Here is an 18103-nt window from a genome sequence, read left to right as displayed (position 1 = left end):
ATAAAAGTATTAATTATGAGTAGCTATTTTGATCATAAAGTCATTTGGATCACAGGTGCATCATCAGGAATTGGAGAAGCTTTAGTGAAAGAGCTTACCAGAAAGAGTAATGCCAAAATTATTCTTTCTTCCAGAAAAGAAGGCCAGCTTCATTCCGTGGCTGAAAATGCCGGTTTGAGTACAGATCGGTATGTGGTCATTCCTTTAGATCTTAAAAATTATAAAGAAATGCCAGCCATTGCAGTGAAGGCAGCTGAGAAGTTCGGAAAGATTGATATTCTGATTAATAATGCCGGACTGTCACAACGGTCTTTAGCCATGGAAACAGATATTGAAGTGGACAAACAGCTGATCGATACTGACTATATCGGAACTGTAGCACTTACTAAAGCAGTTGTACCTTATATGATTGAAAATAAAGGAGGACAGATTGCTGTTGTATCCAGTCTTATGGGAATTTTTGGAGCTCCTATGAGAAGCGGATACGCAGGTGCAAAACATGCTTTACACGGTTTTTTTGATGCATTGCGGGCAGAATTATTCAGCCAGAATATTAAGATTACGATGATCTGCCCGGGTTTTATACAGACTGATATTTCTATTAATGCAGTCACCGGAGATGGTTCGACGCAAGGCACGATGGATGATGCTACGAAGAATGGCATGGCTGTAGATATCTTCGCAAAAAAAATGCTTTATGCCATTGAAAAACAGAAAAGACAACAAGCGATAGGCGGTAAAGAAGTGATGGCTGTTTACCTGAAACGATTTTTTCCAGGCTTATTGGCAAAAATAATCCGTAAAGCAAAGGTGGTATAAAGAAAAGCCCGATTCAGGATAGAATCGGGCCTTTGAGTTAATTAACGATAATGGTTACCTTTATTTACCCAGGAACCTGCGCCTTTTCATAAATCAGTCCCTCATTTTTCAATTCTTTCCAGAATTCGGCAGGAACGTTGGTTTGCAAGGCATTCATATTATCTTTCACCTGCTCAGGCTGGCTGGCACCGGGAATAATGGAAGCGAATTCGTCAGCGGCCAGTACAAAATGCAGCGCGGCATCAATAAGGCTTATATTGTATTTTTCGGCAATGGAAGTCATCCTGGCTCGCTTTTCATGCATTCCTTTCGGAATCACATCTTTATAATTATAGCGTTCTCTTCCTGCTATATAGCCTGAATTGTACCCAGCTCCCGAAACCAGTTTTACCCCTGCTTTTTTGACTGCAGGTAGAAGACGGTCCACAGCATCTTCATGTTCCAGAATGGAATATTGCGTGGCCGAAAGACAGATATCCGGATCAGCAGATTCAATACAGTCTAAAATAGGTTCTATTTTATTAACACCCATTCCCCATGCTTTTATCACTCCCTGGCTGCGAAGTTCAGAAAGAATTTTAAAAGCTCCGTTTCTTGCCTGTTTCAGAAAATAAGGATAACGGTCTCCTACCTGATCTTCAGACAAATCATGAATATAAACAATATCAATATGACTCAATCCGGTTCTTTCCAGGCTGTCTTCAATAGATTTTTCTACGGCGTCGGCGGTATAATCATGGAAGAAGTCGTAGTTAAGTGGTTTTTTCCACATCGTTGGAGGAACTTCAGATTCCGGGACCTGTTGAAAAAGTCTTCCTACTTTGGTTGATAAAATAAAATCACCCCTGTCTTTATCTTTAAGAAAATGTCCAAATCTTCTTTCACTTTTGGTTAATCCGTACCATGGAGACGTATCATAATACCGGATTCCGGTTTCCCAGGCTGTCTGTAGAATTTCCTGAGCCTGTTCATCTGTAATATTTTCAAAAGCTGTTCCTATTGCTACACCCCCTATTCCCAGTCGGTGCTTTTCTGTTAAAATGTCTGATTTCATATGTTGAATATTTAAAGTGTTGGATGATTTTTACAGTACAAACATCATGCTGCCCTCCATAGAAATGTTAAAAAGAAAATTGTAATGAAACACTGAAATCCGTACCAGCTGCCGGAACAATAGGTATTTCAGTATTTTGAATATTATGTTAAATATTTATTTCGTAGCTCCTTTGGTCTTGTTATTGAATGAATTTCAGTACACCATTTGAAATAATCACATACTATGAAAAAGCACATTCTAATCGTAGGAGGAGGATTTGCGGGTATTAACCTTATCAAGTCTCTTAAGAATGATAAAAGGTTCAGAATAACGCTGGTCGATAAAAACAATTATCATTTTTTCCCGCCACTTATCTATCAGGTAGCTACTTCGTTTATAGAAGCTTCCAATATCAGTTATCCTTTCAGAAAATTGTTTTCAAACAATAAAAATGTGAAATTTCACATGGGAAGCCTGGTCAGGGTAAATCCTGAAAATAAGACCATAGAAACTGATACGGGAAATCTCAGTTATGATTATCTGGTGCTGGCATTGGGCACAGAGTCCAATTTTTTCGGAATGGAAAATGTAAAGAGATGTTCGCTTCCGATGAAAAATATAGAAGAAGCCCTCTATCTGAGGAATCATATTCTGCTGACTCTGGAAGAAGCCGCTAGAAATAAAGATATTAAGGAAGCCGAAAAACTTCAGAATATCGTGATTGCCGGAGGCGGACCTACAGGAGTAGAACTGGCAGGAATGCTTGCGGAAATGGGAAAATATATTGCCCAGAAAGAATATCCGGAAATCAAACTGGGACTTTCCAATCTTTACCTTATTGATGCTTTACCTACTTTACTTTCGCCTATGAGCCAGCTGGCCCAGAAAACGGCCTATGAGAAACTGAAAGAATTAGGCGTGAAAATCCTTTTGAATGTATCTGTAAAAGATTATAAAGACTGTAAAGTCATTCTGAGCGACGGAAATTCTATTGAAACAGAAACCCTGATCTGGACTTCCGGAGTCATTGGAAAAGAAATCCCCGGATTACCGGACGAAACCATCGGAAAAGGCAGACGAATATTGGTGGATGACTATAATAAAGTAACCGGAACTACCAATATTTATGCATTGGGAGACATATGTCTGATGCTGACAGAAGAAAAATATCCAAAAGGACATCCTCAGCTGGCTCAGGTTGCCATTCAGCAGGCTAAAAATCTCGCTTCCAATTTTAAAAGGATAGAAGACGGAAAAGTCCTGGAACAATTCCGGTACAATGATAAAGGAAGTATGGCCATCATATCAAAATACAATGCGGTAGTAGATCTTCCGAAAAATTCCTTTAACGGTTTTATAGCCTGGCTTACCTGGCTTTTCATCCACATCATTCCTTTGGTAGGGTTTAAAAATAAACTTCAGCTGGCCATGGACTGGTTCCGGCTATTCATCACCAATAATCCATCCATCCGGCTTATTCTCTTTCCGAAAAGAAATACAGGAAACGGATCATGATAAAAAAATAAGAACACTTAAATCCATCATATTATGAAAAATCAAAGAAGACCTCCGTTTTTTGGAGAAACAGTCGTCATCACCGGTGCTTCTAGCGGAGTTGGTAAGGCTACGGCAGAAGCTTTTGCCGAACAGGGAGCTGATCTGGTATTGGCAGCAAGAGGAGAAGAAGCCCTGGCAGAAACTGCAGAATTATGCAGAAAACTGGGTGCTACAGTGATTGCTGTCCCCACCGATACTTCTGTTGCAGAAGATGTTCAGAACCTTGTCAGAGAAGCTTTGGAATTCAGCGGGAAAATTGATTACTGGGTCAATAATGCCGGAGTGCTTGCATTTGGAAAGTTTGAAGAAATTCCGGTAGATATCAGCGATCAGATTGTGAAAACCAACCTTTTGGGGTATATGCATTCGGCACATGCAGTGCTTCCTGTTTTTAAAAAGCAGAAAAAAGGAGTCTTACTAAATAATATCTCTATTGGCGGATGGATGCCTGCACCTTATGGAACAGCCTATACGGCCTCGAAATTTGGCGTTCGCGGAATGGTAGAAAGCCTGCAGGGTGAAGTTTCAGACTTTCCTGATATCCATATTTGTGCGCTTTATCCCGGTTTTCAGAAATCATCAGGAATAGAACATGCAGCCAATTATTCGGGAATAAAGCTCAGTACGCCTCCTCCATCGTTTGATCCTCGTAAACTGGCAGCTTCAATTGTAAAAACAGCTAAAAATCCAACTGAAGCCTCTTATCCGGACTGGTCAGCTGTTGTTTTTAAAAATTTATATGAAATGTTTCCGGGAATCATCCGTTATGTATCTTCTGCAGGAATGAGAATGATAATGAAGAAAGCCAATAAGGCAGAAAATACAGGTGGAAATGTCCGCCAATCTTCCTCAGGAAATATGGGAATTGATGGGAAAACACTATTATCTGTTTCTACAAAACCATTGATGTTGGCAGGCGCAGGAATCATTGGAGCATTGGCTGTTGGGCTCATCTTTTCAGGAAAAACGAAAGAAATAAGGTAAGATTAATAGAAATAAACAGTCATCGCTATAGTTTGAAAAAGGCTCTTTACTATATTTTTTGTGATATATTTCATAAATTTACAAAACTTTATCAATCTGATGATAGTGTAAAATATTTCGGCGGTGAAAATTCACAACAAAAAAAAATACCTCAGTTTCCTTAAATTTAAAAGAGATTTCCAGAAATACGGGCTGGAAAAAGCACGCAGTTATGAGCTTATCCTGCATTGGCTGAACAACAGACTGAGCAGAAATCAGTTTCTTGTTCTTTCCGGAATTCTGGTAGGCTGCACGGCGGGTCTGGCGGGAGTTATCCTGAAAACACTCGTGCACAATATCCATTATTTCATTACCAATAAGGTTCATTTTGAATATCAGATTTTATTCTATATTGTTTTTCCTTTCTTAGGAATCGTTCTGACAACGATGATTGTTCTTACCTTGTTTAAAGGTCAGGATCGTAAAGGAATCGGGGCTATTTTATACGAAATTGCACAGAATTCCAGTATTGTGGCCTCTGTTAAAATGTATTCCCAGGTGATACAAAGTGCTGTTACCGTAGGATTGGGAGGTTCTGCCGGATTGGAAAGCCCTATTGCCGTTACCGGAGCTGCTATCGGTTCCAACTATGCACAAACCTACAGGTTAAGTTATAAAGAACGTACGTTGTTACTGGCTGCCGGAGCAACTGCCGGGATCGCTTCAGCATTTAATGCCCCGATTGCAGGGATTATGTTTGCCTTTGAAATTCTATTAACCGGAGTGGTTTTCACCGATTTCATTCCGTTGGTTGTAGCTGCGGTTTGCGGAAGTCTTTTATCAAGAATTTTACTTCAGGAAGATGTTCTTTTCAGGTTTTATACCAGGGATCCCTTCAACTATAAAAATGTTCCGTACTATCTTATTTTAGGGATTGTTACGGGCTTGTATGCCCGTTATTTTGTGATTATTTCTCAAAAAGTAGAACATTTTATAAAAGGACTGCAGCTTTCGAGAATGCGTAAAGCCATGTTTGGAGGCGCCGTACTTTCCCTGTTATGCGTTCTTTTTCCACCGTTGTTTGGGGAAGGTTATGAAACGGTAAAAGCTTTTACGAATGGAAACACCTACTCCATTATTGAAAACAGTTTTTTCAGGTATTTTGAGATCGGAGACTGGACTATTATCATATTTCTTGTACTGGTATTGCTTTTAAAGGCATTTGCTACTTCATTTACGATCTTTAGCGGCGGAAACGGCGGTAACTTTGCCCCTTCGCTTTTTGCCGGTGGAACTCTGGGTTATCTGTTTGCCTTGGTATGCCAGCATTTAGGGTTTACAGATGTTCCGGTAACCAATCTCGTTTTGGTAGGAATGGCAGGAGCAATGAGCGGTGTTTTGTATGCTCCTCTTACTGCAATTTTCCTGATCGCTGAATCCAGCTTCGGATATGATTTGTTTATTCCTCTCATGATTGTATCCATTATATCTTATCTCATTGCCAAATGGTTCTCCCCGATTTCTCCTGAACTGAAATCATTGGCAGATGAAGGAAAAATTTTCACAAATAAGCATGATAAAAACCTTCTCTTTGCCTTAAGAACTGAAGATTTTATTGACAAATATTCTCAGACCATTAATGAAAATGCTTCTGTTACAGAATTGTTTGAAATGGTAAAGAATGGTAATAAAAATATTTTCGCTGTTGTAGATGAAAACAGAAAACTGAGAGGAGTTCTTACGTTAGATGATATAAGGCCTTACCTTTTTAACAAAGAAATGGAAACTTCACAGACGGTTGCCCAGATCATGAAAGCTCCACCAGCTGTTCTTCACCGCGAAAATAAACCCCTGGATATTCTCCAGACCTTTGATGATACGGGAGTATGGAATTTACCTGTAGTAAGTGAGAATAATGAGTTCATCGGTTTTATCTCAAAATCTTCCATATTAATGAGCTACAGACAGCTTCTGAAAGAATATTCCGATTAATAGTAATAACAGAATATAACAACCGAAGACCTCAATTCCCTCTCCTCCGGAGGGATGGCAAAAATTCAAAGAATTTTTGACGGGGTGGTTATCATCGTCTACTCATAAAAAATCCGTTCAGGAATGAACGGATTTAATTTTTAATCTGTAATGAAAGTTGAAGAAATTAGTTGCTTGCGTTATTCAGCAGCTCAATATCTTCCTGATCCAGAACAAGTTTTGGTGCATTGAATACCGTTTCAAGCTGTGAGGCACTGGTAGCACTTACAATAGGTGCTGTAATTAAAGGATTGGATAATAACCATGCTAAAGAAACCGTTCCTTGTGTAGTATTATGCTTTGCACTTACCTGATCCAGCGCTTTTAATACTTCCAGTCCTTTAGGATTTAAATATTTTCTTACGCCCTCACCTCTTGCACTTTTTGCCAGATCTGCTTCATCACGGTATTTACCGGTTAAGAAACCTGCCGCCAAAGACCAATAAGGAAAAACACTTAGGTCAAACTGTTCTGCCAGAGGAGCATAATTTTGTTCAAAACCTTCTCTTTCCATGAGATTGTAATGTGGCTGTAGAGCAACATATTTAGGAAGATTATTCTTTTCAGCTGCCTCAAATGATGCTTTCAAACGTTCCGGTGATAAGTTGGAAGCTGCAATATAACGTACTTTTCCAGCTTTAATGATCTCATCATAAGCCGAAAGGGTTTCTTCTACGGGAGTCGTATTGTCATCAAAATGCGTATAATAAAGATCAATATGATCCGTCTGAAGTCTTTGCAGAGACTCATCTATAGATTTAAGGATATGTTTTTTGCTGATATCATAGCCATGTTCTTTCGTTTCTGAACCTACTTTGGTTGCCAGAACGATATCATTGCGGTTCGCTCTGCTTTTCATCCATTTTCCGATGATCTCTTCAGACTGTCCGCCTTTACCGTTCACCCACCATGAATAGGTATCTGCAGTGTCTATAAAATTGAATCCGGCTTCTGTGAAGCGGTCCAGTATATCAAAAGACTGTTTCTCGTCCAGCGTCCATCCAAAAACATTTCCTCCGAAGTTGATGGGTGCAATCGTTAAATCGGTGTTTTTGATTTTTCTTTTTTCCATAAAAATAATTTTACTAAGTGATCTCTAAGGTAGGGAATATTAAGCCTGGAAAATATTTAAAATGACCATTCCGGCCATAGTTATTATAAATGGGAATGCTGATGTTTCCTCAGTTTTTTTGATTACTTGAATGTGTTGGAAAATCGCAAAGGCGCAAATAAATTAAAAGCTAACTGTTTTAAAGACGCAAAAATTTTATCTCCGATAAAATTGAATGCTGCTTATTTTATGCCTTTCGCAAAAAAAATGTAAAATCTTTTAACATATCACTTTCTGAAAATCTTTCATTGAATGAAGTCGAAATGTTCCTGCTTCTTAAAAATATATATGGTAATAAAACCTTGCGTCCTTGCATCTTTCTAACAAAAAGAGATATACTCTATACTGTTAAACGCAAAGTTGATAAGAAAATATAATTATTTTTAAGGAAGCAAAAGGAGCGACTTTGTCGTTGAATAAGCTTTCTGCATATGCATACGCTTAGAGAAGATCAATTTTATTGATCATTCTTCGCTCCCTTCTTTATCAGTTGAAATTATGTTCCTTTGCTTTTAAAATTATTAGGGTAGACCAAGGCACAAATAAATTAAAAACGAACTGCTTTTAAGGCAAAAGGATTTTATCTTCGATAAAATTGAATACTGCTTATTTTTATGTTTTTTGCAAAAAATCTGTAGAATCTCTTAACATATCACTTTCTGAAAATCTTACATTGAATGAAGCCGAAATTCTTGCGCCTGTGCACTTTTCCAATAAAAATAGGTCAAAAAAATAAAAACAGCCATGTAAAAGCTGTTTTTATTATCTATCAATTAAAAATACGGTTATTTTTCAACCTGAGGAATGTCAATAGCGATAAGCTGAAGTTTGTATTCCTGTAACTGATGATGAATGGTTGACAAACCGTTGCTGAAGAATGGTGATGCTTTAAAAAGCTCATGATAATATTCGATACCCTCAAGAACATTTTTCCTGAAAGCATTCCATTTTTTTGTCTGCGAATGGGTAATCTGTGCAGTGGATTCGCTGATTTCCTTTCTCAGATAATCCACATACATTTTCAATTCATTAATAAACATATTCGGACGCTGGTTGTTGGAAAGAATATTGGTGTTTCCGTAGATATGTTTTACCATTTCCGAAAGAGAAACTTCCTTATCAAAAAAGGCAATATTAGGTCCCGGACATATGACAACGCCTTGCTTTTCCCCTTTGATTTCAAGATTCTGCTCCATGTATGCAGCATTCACAAGTCCTACACACAGACACGCTTTATCCGTAATTTCGTATTTTCTTTTATTAAATTCCTTTTCTGTAAGGGTTTCCTTATTGTCGTACAATTCTTTGAGTTTGATATCCTGGTATTTTCTGGAAGCGGTACAGGTTCCTTCCGGTGAAAATTCTTTGCTTAATGCCAGAAGTTTTTTGGGACACGAGCTTCCATATTTACCTTTTGCTTCTTTTTCAAACTTTAACCGTTCATTGGATGTTCCTTTTACTGTATTGAAGGGCACTCCTAAAGGCGAAATATTACTCAGGTAGAAATCCTGTTCTTTTGATTGTAAAAGTAAATTTCTGGTTTCTGCATCTACCGATGTTGCTTCGGGTACCAGCAAAAACGGAGAACCCCATCCTACGCTGTCTACATTATAATTTGCCAGTAAAAACCCGTGTTCTTCAGCAGTTCCTACTCCACCCTGAACGGTAATTTTCATTTCTAAAGGTTCGGAAACTGCATGCTTTCCTTTTTGTTCCAAAGCAGCTGTCATTAAGGCGTGAGCAGATTGTATCAGATCGTTTTTTTTCTGCTTGAATTCTTCCATGATAGGCCCGAGAAGCATTCCTTCAGTAGCAAATGCATGGCCTCCGCAATTCAATCCGGATTCTATTCTGTATTCAGAAACCCATAATCCTTTTTTGGCCAGAAAGTTCCCCTGAATCATAGCCGAACGGAAATCGCTTACTTTAAGGATAATTTTCTTTTTGATGTTTCCGTTTTCGTCCGGGAAAAAATCTTCAAACTCCTCCATATAGCTGTACAAACGGGGATTCATCCCTGCAGAAAGAACCATTGATGATGATAGCTTACTTTTGGCAAATCCGCGCAGTGAGGCATGGGCATCGTTATACATCACAGGAAGCTGTTCATTATTCTGATAGTTGTCTTTATCTACTTTCGTCATGATATTGACATCAATACTTCCCGGTTTTAAATTCGATTCAATGAAGTTTTTAATATTGGAACTCCAGTTATCTTTTTGATTGATAAGATTTTGAAGGCTGTTTTTGAGGTCTGATGTATTCGGAAGCATGGCCATGAAATCCTTCAAAGCTTCCTTGTTTTTGCTGATTTCCTGTTTGAAAGATTCAAATTTTTCATTCACGATATCATCTACCATATCCAGGTAAGCGGTAACTCTTTTTGCTCTGTAATCTTCTGTTTTTGTTGAGATCCCGAAATAGTCAAGATTGAACTTTTTGTTGTAAAAGTTCTTCATTTTTTCCAGGATTTCATCATCAATAATAGAGATGACGGAAGAAATTCCATATTGGGCAACACGAATCGGGCTGTCTATGGTGTAAGCCAGTCCCATTACCGGAATATGGAAATTGTGCAAAGGTTTTTGTGTCATAAAGTTTTGATAAAGTTTTTTATTGTTCATCTAAAAATCCTTTACAACTATTCACTTCTTAAAAATATTATTTTAAAATGAATTATGCGTTAAATAGTATTTTAATTATTGAAAACATGTCAAATGTCATTTTTTTTAATTGTTTGAAATAAAAAAGATCAGCTGAATAACTGATCTTTTCTTCTTGTCTGTTTTATTCTAACCGCAAAAGTCACAAAAGTTTTTGATATTTAACTTCTTTTCATAAGAACCTTGCTTAAACACTAAGTACACCTAAGTTTTTGAAAATCTTTGATTTTCGCTTATGTGAAATTTTCTACATCATTATTTTCAGCTTAGTTAAGTGGGCTAAAGTGTTTCAAAATAAAAGCTTTTGTGTCTTTTGTGGTTTCATTTTAATTATTCTGCTTTGTTTTTAAGCATCATCAGAAGACTGTAAGCCCCTTTCTGCACAATTTTCTTATCCTTTAAAGCATCTGCTTTTACAATCTCCGTAAACTGATCGTCAGAAATTCCGGTGACCACTGGAATCATTTTGTAATTGGATTGTCCAAGGTCTTCAAAAACATAATTTTTGTTTTCAAAAGAAACTATCGCTTCGTTGGGAAGTCCCTGGGTGTAACGGCCGCTGATCTTGACTTCAGCATTTACGTACATTCCTTTTACCAATTCAGTATTCACAGAAGATAATCTGGCAATGGCGGTTGCAGAACCACCGTTTTCGATACTGGGAACTACGCTGACAATTTTTGCATTGGATTTCACATCAGGATTCTGATTGTTGTACACCAAAATTTCCTGCCCCACTTTTACATCATTTACATCATTTTCAAAAACCTTCAACTCTAAAAGTAACCCTGCCGGATTGATCAGCTCAAATAAAGTATCTGCAGGGTTAATATATTGCCCGTTATTCACCAGAATTTTGCTTACAAAACCTGTAAAAGGAGCATAAATGTTGATTTTACTTCTGATATTTCCGGTACTCAGGCCTTTGGCATTGATTCCGATGATCCTCAGTTTTTCTTCCAACCCTTTTAAAGTGGCGTTCAAAGTGGAATAATCTGCCTGAGCAGTCTGCAGGGTTTTGTCACTGCTGGCTTTGCTTGTATTCAAATCTTTCTGACGGTTGAAATTCAATCTTGCCGCTTCGAGCTGAGCTTTGGTCACCAGATAATCCTGCTGTAATTGTATAAACTGGGGGTCTTCTACTACTGCAAGCACTTGTCCTTTGCTGAAATGACTTCCATTAATGACATTGATCGATTTGATATGTCCACCCATAATACTGGAAACCAGACTGATATGAGATGGTGCAATTTCTGCCTTTCCGTTTAATTTCACCAGTTTTTCCATATTCCTGTTCTGAATACTGGTTGTTGTTAACCCTACAGACTGAATCTGTTTTTCTGTAAGGTGAACAGAATTTTTGTCATTCTTGGAAAATTTGGTGTTTTCGTAAACCGTTTTTTCTTCGTCTTTTTTACCGGAACATGAAGATAAAGTAAGGATGAAAGCAAGGCTGTATAGTGGTATATTCTTGAAATGCATGATGTATTATTTTGAAATTAGGAATTGAAGTTCGGCTCCCGTTTGATTAAGCTTTTCCAGCTGATCAATATAATCTGCTTTGGTTTTTACGGCCTGATTCACCAGGATTACCCAGTCCAGATAATCTATTTCCCCCACTTCCATCTGTTTCTGAGCCGTTTTTAGAATGGTTTCGGACTTCGGAAGCTGTTTTTGTTGATAATTTTCAATAATCTGCTGTTGGTTTATATAATTAGCCAACTGTTGTTTCAATCTGTTTTTAAGCTCAATTTCTTTTCTCTGATACTGATTTTCAGAGATGGCAATTTTTGCCTGTGCTGCCTTTGCCAAAGCTCTCTGTCCTTTGGTAAACAGTGGAATTCCTACGCCCACCTGAACTGAATTGAAACGGTTGTTATTGATGTTTTTCATACTCTGATTGGTGTATCCTATAAGAAGATCCGGAAGCAATCTGCTTTTCTCAAGCTGTACTTCGGCCTCACCTACTTTAATCTGCTGCTGCAGATATTGAAGCTCAGGATGCTGTTTTACCATTTCTTCTGAAATCTGAAGTCCGATATCCATAGTGGGATGATCGGCAACTGGTTGGTACGGAACCTCTGACTGAAGTAATAACTGAAGCTGAAGTTTTGCAATATTCAGGTCGTTTTCTAACGTATTCAACTGTACTTTGATCTGTTCTTTCTGGATTTCGGCGGTAGATTCTTCCAGAATATTGGCTTCTCCTTTTTTTAATCTTAATCCGGCTTTGTCTGCAAAATTATTGTAAAGCTGGCTGATGTATTCAAGCACTTTTTTCTTTTCCTGAAGCACCAGTATCCTGTAGAAAACGTCTGTTACTTCCTTGGTAAGCTGTGTTTTGGTAAGATTCTGACTGATGACACTGGCACACCATTCGGCATACAGCATCTGTTTTCTTTTTGAATACACCGTTGGAAAACTGAATCTTTGAGAGATTCCGAATGAATTATCCGTTTCCTCACCCTGAATTTGCCCAAATCCTCCGGTAATTTCCGTCTGGGGAATATCCAGATAACTGGCTTTCAGTTTTTCCTGATAATCTGAGACTAATTTTGAATTTTTAAGAGTACCATTCTGCTGGTATGCTTTTTCCAAAGCCTGATCATAGGTAATATTTTCCTGAGCCTGATAAGTTCCAAAGGATATTAACAACAGGAAAACAGACAATTTTTTATAGTTGAGTTTTTTTGAGAATTTCATTTTATCTTTATTAATATGTTCAAACAGGACGTATAAAATTGGAAGGACAAACAAGGTTAAAAGGGTGGCAAGCATCAATCCTCCGATCACCACCGTTGCCAAAGGTCTCTGTACTTCAGCCCCCGCACCGCTGCTGATGGCCATAGGAAGGAATCCCAGAGAAGCCACAAATGCAGTCATTAAGACCGGACGAAGCCTGATTTTTGTACCCATGAGTACAATTCTGCTGGTGTTGTTTATTCCGTTCTTTTTCAATCGGTTAAATTCTGATATTAAAACAATTCCATTAAGTACGGCAACTCCAAATAAAGCAATGAATCCTACCCCGGCGCTGATGCTGAAAGGCATTCCTCTCAACGCCAGAAAGTACACACCTCCTATCGCAGATAAGGGAATCGCAGTATAGATTAACAAACTGTGTTTTACTGAACCGAAAGCAAAGAATAGTAGCAGGAAAATCATCACCAACGAAATAGGAACAGCAATTCCCAATCTGGCCTTGGCTTCATTTAAGTTTTCAAAAGCACCTCCATAAGAAATGGTATATCCCGGTGATAGTTTCAGGCCCTTATCTGCTTTTTGCTGAAGTTCTTCCACAATACTCTGAACATCCCTTCCTCTTACATTAAAACCTACAATAATCCTTCTTTTGGTATCTTCTCTCTGAATCTGGTTCGGACTGTTTTTAAGTTCTACTTTCGCCAATTGTGACAAGGGAATCTGCACCCCTGAAGCAGTAGGAACCAAAAGGTTCCGGATGCTGGTAATATCTTTTTTATGTTCATTATCCATGCGGACAACGATATCAAACTTTTTCTCGCCTTCATACAAAGCACCTGCGGTCTGCCCTGCAAAAGCCATATTGATCACCCTGTTGATTTCTGCCACCGAAATATTATACCGGGACAGCTCCGAACGGTTATAATCAATCACAACCTGCGGAGCACCTACTACCGGTTCAATATAAAGGTCCTGGGCACCTTTTACAGTGTTGATGATGCTTCCCATCTTTTTTGCATAGCTGGCAAGGCTGTCCAGGTCTTCACCATAAATCTTGCAGACCACATCCTGTCTTGCTCCCGTCATCAGCTCATTAAAACGCATCTGTACAGGAAACTGAAAACTGGTTGTCAGTCCCGGAATAACGCTTAATGCTTTGCTCATTTTGTCAGAAAGCTCAGAAAATGTTGTTGCAGAGGTCCATTCCTTTTTAGGCTTTAAAACAATGATCATATCTCCGGAATCCATTGCCATCGGTTCCGTGGGAATTTCTGCACTTCCAATTTTCATGACCACTTTTTGTACTTCAGGAAACTGTGTTAAAAGGATATTCGCTGCCTGAGTGGTCGCTTTTTTGGTTTCATTAATATTACTTCCCTGAAGAATCCTCATTTCAACAGCAAAGTCGCCTTCCTCCAAAGATGGAATAAATTCTCCACCCATTCTGGAAAGGGTAACAACAGCACCAGTAAACAGGAGTAACACACCAATGATTATGGTTTTTCTGAATTTAAGCGCTTTCATCAGAAGTCTCTGATGCCCGGTTTCCACCTTGCCCATCACACGGTCTGAAATAGTCTCTTTTTCTTTTTTCTTTCTGCTTAATACCAGAGAGCTCATCATCGGGATATAAGTAAGGGAAAGAATAAATGCTCCGATCAGGGCAAAGGCAACAGTCTGAGCCATAGGCTTGAACATTTTGCCCTCAATTCCCTGAAGCGTAAAAATCGGAAGATATACGATTAAGATAATGATCTGTCCGAAAACCGCACTGTTAACCATTTTAGTAGCAGAGCTGGAAACCTGATCATCCATTTCCTTTTTGCTGAGCATATTATCTTTTCCAAAATACTTCTTATGCGCAAGCTGATGCAGTACGGCTTCCACAATAATAACAGCACCGTCTACAATAAGACCGAAATCCAGCGCGCCGAGACTCATCAGATTTCCTCCAACCCCGAAAATATTCATCATAATAATGGCAAAAAGCATGGCCAAAGGAATAACTGATGCTACCAGTAATCCTGCTCTGAAATTCCCCAGAAATAAAACCAGAATAAAAACCACAATCAAAGCCCCTTCCATCAGGTTTGTTTTTACAGTGCTGATCGTATTGTTCACCATTTTAGCACGGTCAAGAAAAGGTTCGATCACGACTCCTTCCGGTAATGATTCCTGGATTTTCTGCAGTCTTTGCTTGATATTTCCGATCACGACATTGGCATTTTCTCCTTTCAGCATCAGGACAATTGCTCCTGATACTTCTCCGGTATCGTTATAGGTCATGGCGCCATACCTTGTTGCATAACCGATCTTGACAGACGCTACATCTTTGATATGTACCGGAATACCTTCTTTGGTTTCCGCCACCTGAATATTTCCAATATCTTCTGTACTTCCCAGCAGCCCTTCGCTGCGGATAAACAAAACGGTTTCTTTCTTTTCAATATAAGCTCCTCCGGTATTCTGATTGTTTTTTTCGAGAGCCGCAAAAACATCATTGATATTGATATTAAATGCCTGTAGCTGATTAGGATTGATGGCAATCTCATACTGCTTCAGTTTTCCTCCGAAACTGCTGACATCCGCAACACCTTTGGTTCCGAGAAGCTGTCTTCTGACCACCCAGTCCTGAATAGTTCTCAGTTCGGTTTCATCATATACATTTTCGTATCCTTTTTTGGCCCTTACCACATACTGGAAAATCTCTCCCAATCCGGTTGAAATAGGACCTAATTCAGGCTTACCGATTCCGGCAGGGATATTGTCCTGAACAAGCTGTAAACGCTCCTGAACCTGCTGTCGGGCCCAATACACGTCAGTCTTATCATCAAAAACTACCGTCACCAATGACAGCCCGAAACGTGAAAAGCTTCTCAATTCTGTGATTCCGCTGATATTGCTGGTAGCCTGTTCGATAGGAAACGTAACAAGGCGTTCTATATCTGCTGCACCATAAGAAGGAGCAGTCGTAATAATCTGAACCTGATTATTGGTGATGTCCGGCTGGGCATCAATGGGAAGTTTAGTGGTTTCATAGACTCCAAAGAGGATGAGAGCCACTGTAAACAGAGCAATGATGAGTTTATTCTTTACAGAAAACTCAATAATTTTATTTAACATGGAAAAAACGATTAATGGTAATCCAAAATGCTTTATAAAAGCTGAAATTCTCCCAAAACTTAAAGCATCAAAATAAACGTTTGTAACTTCTCAGGTCAAGGGTTAAGCATTAATACAATGCATTACGGACTAATTGATATGTAACAAGAATTCACTGCTTTAAGTAAGAACATAAAGCATTAATTTTCAATGTGAAGTCAATTAAGAAAGCCGTGGTGGCTGGAAAATCTGAGAAAGGTATTGGTTGGAAAAATCTTTTTCCTTGTAGATACTGCTTTTCATTGAAACAGTAATTTCTTTAGGCTTTTTTATTTCAAATGAAAGTTCCGGAAGCTGGGCATGTACTGTCAATACAATAGGTGGATTGATAAACGGTAGTTTCTGATCCGTATCCCAGTCAGAATCCTGTTTATGATTATCATAATGCTCCATTACAAATTCTGAAAGACTTCCGTGGTATTCCATGAAATGTTCCACAAACATAGGTACTTTCAGTACTTCCCCCGCATTGGTGGTAGCCAGCACATACATCATTGAACATAATATGGAAAACCATTTTAACATGAGTACAAATATAAGGCTTAAATTTTTCCTGAGAAGGCTGTAGTATTAATTTTTTGAGAATTTTATCTAGTTTAAAAATGGTTTAAATAAATAAAAGGTCTTCATCATAATGTTCGATTGATCAAACAAAAATCATAGCCTTGACTTCAGTCTGCTCAGTGTCTCCTGTGAGATATTCAGATAGGAAGCCACCAGTTTGTTGGAAAGCCGGCGTACAATAATCGGATTTTCTTCCAGTAACTGTCTGTATTTTTCAAGAGCATCCTGCACCATAAAAGACATCAGCCTTTTAGTGTTGGCAATACAGGCGATTTCAATATAAATTCTGTAAAATTTTTCCCATTGAGGGATAATGTCCAATAAATGATAAAAATCCTGATGGGTAATATAATAGACCTCTGAATCTTCTACTGCCTGAAGAAGTTCATCAGAAGGTTCCGAAGTAATAAAGGTATGAAGCGCTGTAGCGAACTGATTTTCAAAAGCAAAATATCTTGTAGAATCCTGTCCTAGCTTATTAATGTAAAATATCCGTAAACAGCCTTTTACAACAAAGAATGTTTTTTTGGGAGAATGAACATTGGTGACGAGAAGCTCGTTCTTTTTTAATTTGACAGGTTTGAAATAGGAAAGAATAACTTTCAATTCTTCATCTGTTATTGATATTTTGCTTTTAATATATGAAACTAATACGTCTTCCATTTATTTAAATCAGTCACCGCAAATGTAGCAATAAATATGTTAAAAACTTATTGCTGTTCATGCTTCTTAAGTGCTTTCAGAAGTTTTTCCTTCCGGTTGCCCTGCTCTCCAATAGGAACAGGCATATAGGGCTTGGGTGTCCCATTCCAGGTTTGTTTTAAAATAGGTGCGAAGCTCATGTACCGTGGTATATTCTGCAGCGATGTAAACATATTCTTTCAATACACCTGATGGAAACTGAACACATTTCACCGCTTCGGCAAGCCTGCTTCCCTTTTCGGGATGAGGATTGTGCAGCCATTCAACCGAAATATCTGCTGCAGAACAAAGCATAAGCTCATCCTCTTTATCTGCCACTTCCAATATTATTTTTGCTCTTACATAGGAAGGAAACTGTTCTGTGATGGCGCAAATAACAGGCAGTGCAGTTGCATCTCCCACAATCAGGTAAAAATCTGCATCAGGAATTAAAGGTCTGCTACTTTCTTTCATCCCTACTTCCAATACATCCCCTGGATTGGCCTTCAATGCCCATGCAGAAGCTGGTCCGTTGTCACCATGGGCGACAAAATCAATGCTTAATTCCCGGTTTTCCAGATCAATCTTCCTGTTGGTGTAGGTTCTGATAAGTGGCGTACTTCCCTTTTCAGCCGGGACAAAAATTTTATTATTAGAACCAGAGCGTACATGAGACAGCAATTCAGCCTGGCTATCATCAATATCAAATATCACACGGATAAGATGTGGTGTAAGATATTGTTTGTTTTTAACGATAAATGCAGAACGGATTTTTTTCGTTTTTTCTGCGTGAATTATTATAGAATTTTCCAT

12 protein-coding genes are annotated in these 18103 nt (G+C 38.5%); 4 read left to right on the top strand and 8 right to left on the bottom strand.

Annotated features, from left to right (window positions below; translation table 11 throughout):
- Positions 1-15: 15 nt before the first annotated feature.
- Positions 16-819 (top strand): SDR family oxidoreductase, encoded by an 804-nt coding sequence (locus V0410_RS04075; RefSeq protein ID WP_330746426.1) that lies wholly within the window; start codon positions 16-18, stop codon positions 817-819.
- Positions 820-883: 64 nt separating this feature from the next.
- Here the strand turns inward: V0410_RS04075 and V0410_RS04070 are convergent, their stop codons facing one another.
- Positions 884-1873, bottom strand: coding sequence for an aldo/keto reductase (locus V0410_RS04070; protein WP_330746425.1), 990 nt, complete (start codon positions 1871-1873; stop codon positions 884-886).
- Positions 1874-2098: 225 nt separating this feature from the next.
- On the opposite strand from V0410_RS04070, the gene V0410_RS04065 reads away from it, so the two are divergent.
- The 3 genes from V0410_RS04065 to V0410_RS04055 all read left to right on the top strand — a co-directional run bounded on the left by V0410_RS04065 (position 2099) and on the right by V0410_RS04055 (position 6367).
- The gene (locus V0410_RS04065; RefSeq protein WP_330746424.1) at positions 2099-3370 is read left to right on the top strand and encodes an NAD(P)/FAD-dependent oxidoreductase; all 1272 of its coding nucleotides are present in this window, start codon (positions 2099-2101) and stop codon (positions 3368-3370) included.
- A 33-nt stretch (positions 3371-3403) separates the two neighbouring features.
- The gene (locus tag V0410_RS04060; protein ID WP_330746423.1) at positions 3404-4396 is read left to right on the top strand and encodes an SDR family oxidoreductase; all 993 of its coding nucleotides are present in this window, start codon (positions 3404-3406) and stop codon (positions 4394-4396) included.
- A 123-nt stretch (positions 4397-4519) separates the two neighbouring features.
- Positions 4520-6367 (top strand): chloride channel protein, encoded by a 1848-nt coding sequence (locus V0410_RS04055; protein WP_330746422.1) that lies wholly within the window; start codon positions 4520-4522, stop codon positions 6365-6367.
- A gap of 166 nt (positions 6368-6533) precedes the next feature.
- On the opposite strand, the gene V0410_RS04050 is transcribed toward V0410_RS04055, so the two are convergent.
- The 7 genes from V0410_RS04050 to V0410_RS04020 form a co-directional block, all read right to left on the bottom strand.
- Complete coding sequence (locus tag V0410_RS04050) at positions 6534-7478, bottom strand: aldo/keto reductase (RefSeq protein WP_330746421.1); 945 nt, start codon at positions 7476-7478, stop codon at positions 6534-6536.
- Positions 7479-8302: 824 nt separating this feature from the next.
- Positions 8303-10111: a hypothetical protein gene (locus V0410_RS04045; protein WP_330747657.1), complete on the bottom strand. Its 1809-nt coding sequence runs from the start codon at positions 10109-10111 to the stop codon at positions 8303-8305.
- Positions 10112-10510: 399 nt separating this feature from the next.
- Positions 10511-11662: an efflux RND transporter periplasmic adaptor subunit gene (locus V0410_RS04040; protein ID WP_330746419.1), complete on the bottom strand. Its 1152-nt coding sequence runs from the start codon at positions 11660-11662 to the stop codon at positions 10511-10513.
- A 6-nt stretch (positions 11663-11668) separates the two neighbouring features.
- Entirely contained in the window at positions 11669-16006 is a 4338-nt protein-coding gene (locus tag V0410_RS04035) for a CusA/CzcA family heavy metal efflux RND transporter (RefSeq protein WP_330746418.1), read from the bottom strand.
- A 201-nt stretch (positions 16007-16207) separates the two neighbouring features.
- Entirely contained in the window at positions 16208-16570 is a 363-nt protein-coding gene (locus tag V0410_RS04030) for a hypothetical protein (RefSeq protein WP_330746417.1), read from the bottom strand.
- Between the two features lie 132 nt (positions 16571-16702).
- Positions 16703-17272, bottom strand: a complete 570-nt coding sequence (locus V0410_RS04025; protein ID WP_330746416.1) for a Crp/Fnr family transcriptional regulator — start codon at positions 17270-17272, stop codon at positions 16703-16705.
- A gap of 66 nt (positions 17273-17338) precedes the next feature.
- Positions 17339-18103, bottom strand: coding sequence for a siderophore-interacting protein (locus V0410_RS04020; protein ID WP_330746415.1), 765 nt, complete (start codon positions 18101-18103; stop codon positions 17339-17341).

The sequence above is a fragment of the Chryseobacterium sp. CP-77 genome, from assembly GCF_036362765.1.
Lineage (GTDB): Bacteria > Bacteroidota > Bacteroidia > Flavobacteriales > Weeksellaceae > Chryseobacterium > Chryseobacterium cupriresistens.
The sequence above is the reverse complement of the archived record's forward strand: the minus strand, read 5'-3'. Positions and strand labels throughout refer to the sequence as shown.

Excerpts from the sequence above, each read along its gene's own strand:
- V0410_RS04075 (WP_330746426.1), top strand. The coding sequence starts at position 16 with ATGAGTAGCTATTTTGATCATAAAGTCATTTGGATCACAGGTGCATCA.
- V0410_RS04070 (WP_330746425.1), bottom strand. The coding sequence starts at position 1,873 with ATGAAATCAGACATTTTAACAGAAAAGCACCGACTGGGAATAGGGGGT.
- V0410_RS04065 (WP_330746424.1), top strand. The coding sequence starts at position 2,099 with ATGAAAAAGCACATTCTAATCGTAGGAGGAGGATTTGCGGGTATTAAC.
- V0410_RS04060 (WP_330746423.1), top strand. The coding sequence starts at position 3,404 with ATGAAAAATCAAAGAAGACCTCCGTTTTTTGGAGAAACAGTCGTCATC.
- V0410_RS04050 (WP_330746421.1), bottom strand. The coding sequence starts at position 7,478 with ATGGAAAAAAGAAAAATCAAAAACACCGATTTAACGATTGCACCCATC.
- V0410_RS04045 (WP_330747657.1), bottom strand. The coding sequence starts at position 10,111 with ATGACACAAAAACCTTTGCACAATTTCCATATTCCGGTAATGGGACTG.
- V0410_RS04040 (WP_330746419.1), bottom strand. The coding sequence starts at position 11,662 with ATGCATTTCAAGAATATACCACTATACAGCCTTGCTTTCATCCTTACT.
- V0410_RS04035 (WP_330746418.1), bottom strand. The coding sequence starts at position 16,006 with ATGTTAAATAAAATTATTGAGTTTTCTGTAAAGAATAAACTCATCATT.
- V0410_RS04030 (WP_330746417.1), bottom strand. The coding sequence starts at position 16,570 with ATGTTAAAATGGTTTTCCATATTATGTTCAATGATGTATGTGCTGGCT.
- V0410_RS04025 (WP_330746416.1), bottom strand. The coding sequence starts at position 17,272 with ATGGAAGACGTATTAGTTTCATATATTAAAAGCAAAATATCAATAACA.
- V0410_RS04020 (WP_330746415.1), bottom strand. The coding sequence starts at position 18,103 with ATGGAAAATTCTATAATAATTCACGCAGAAAAAACGAAAAAAATCCGT.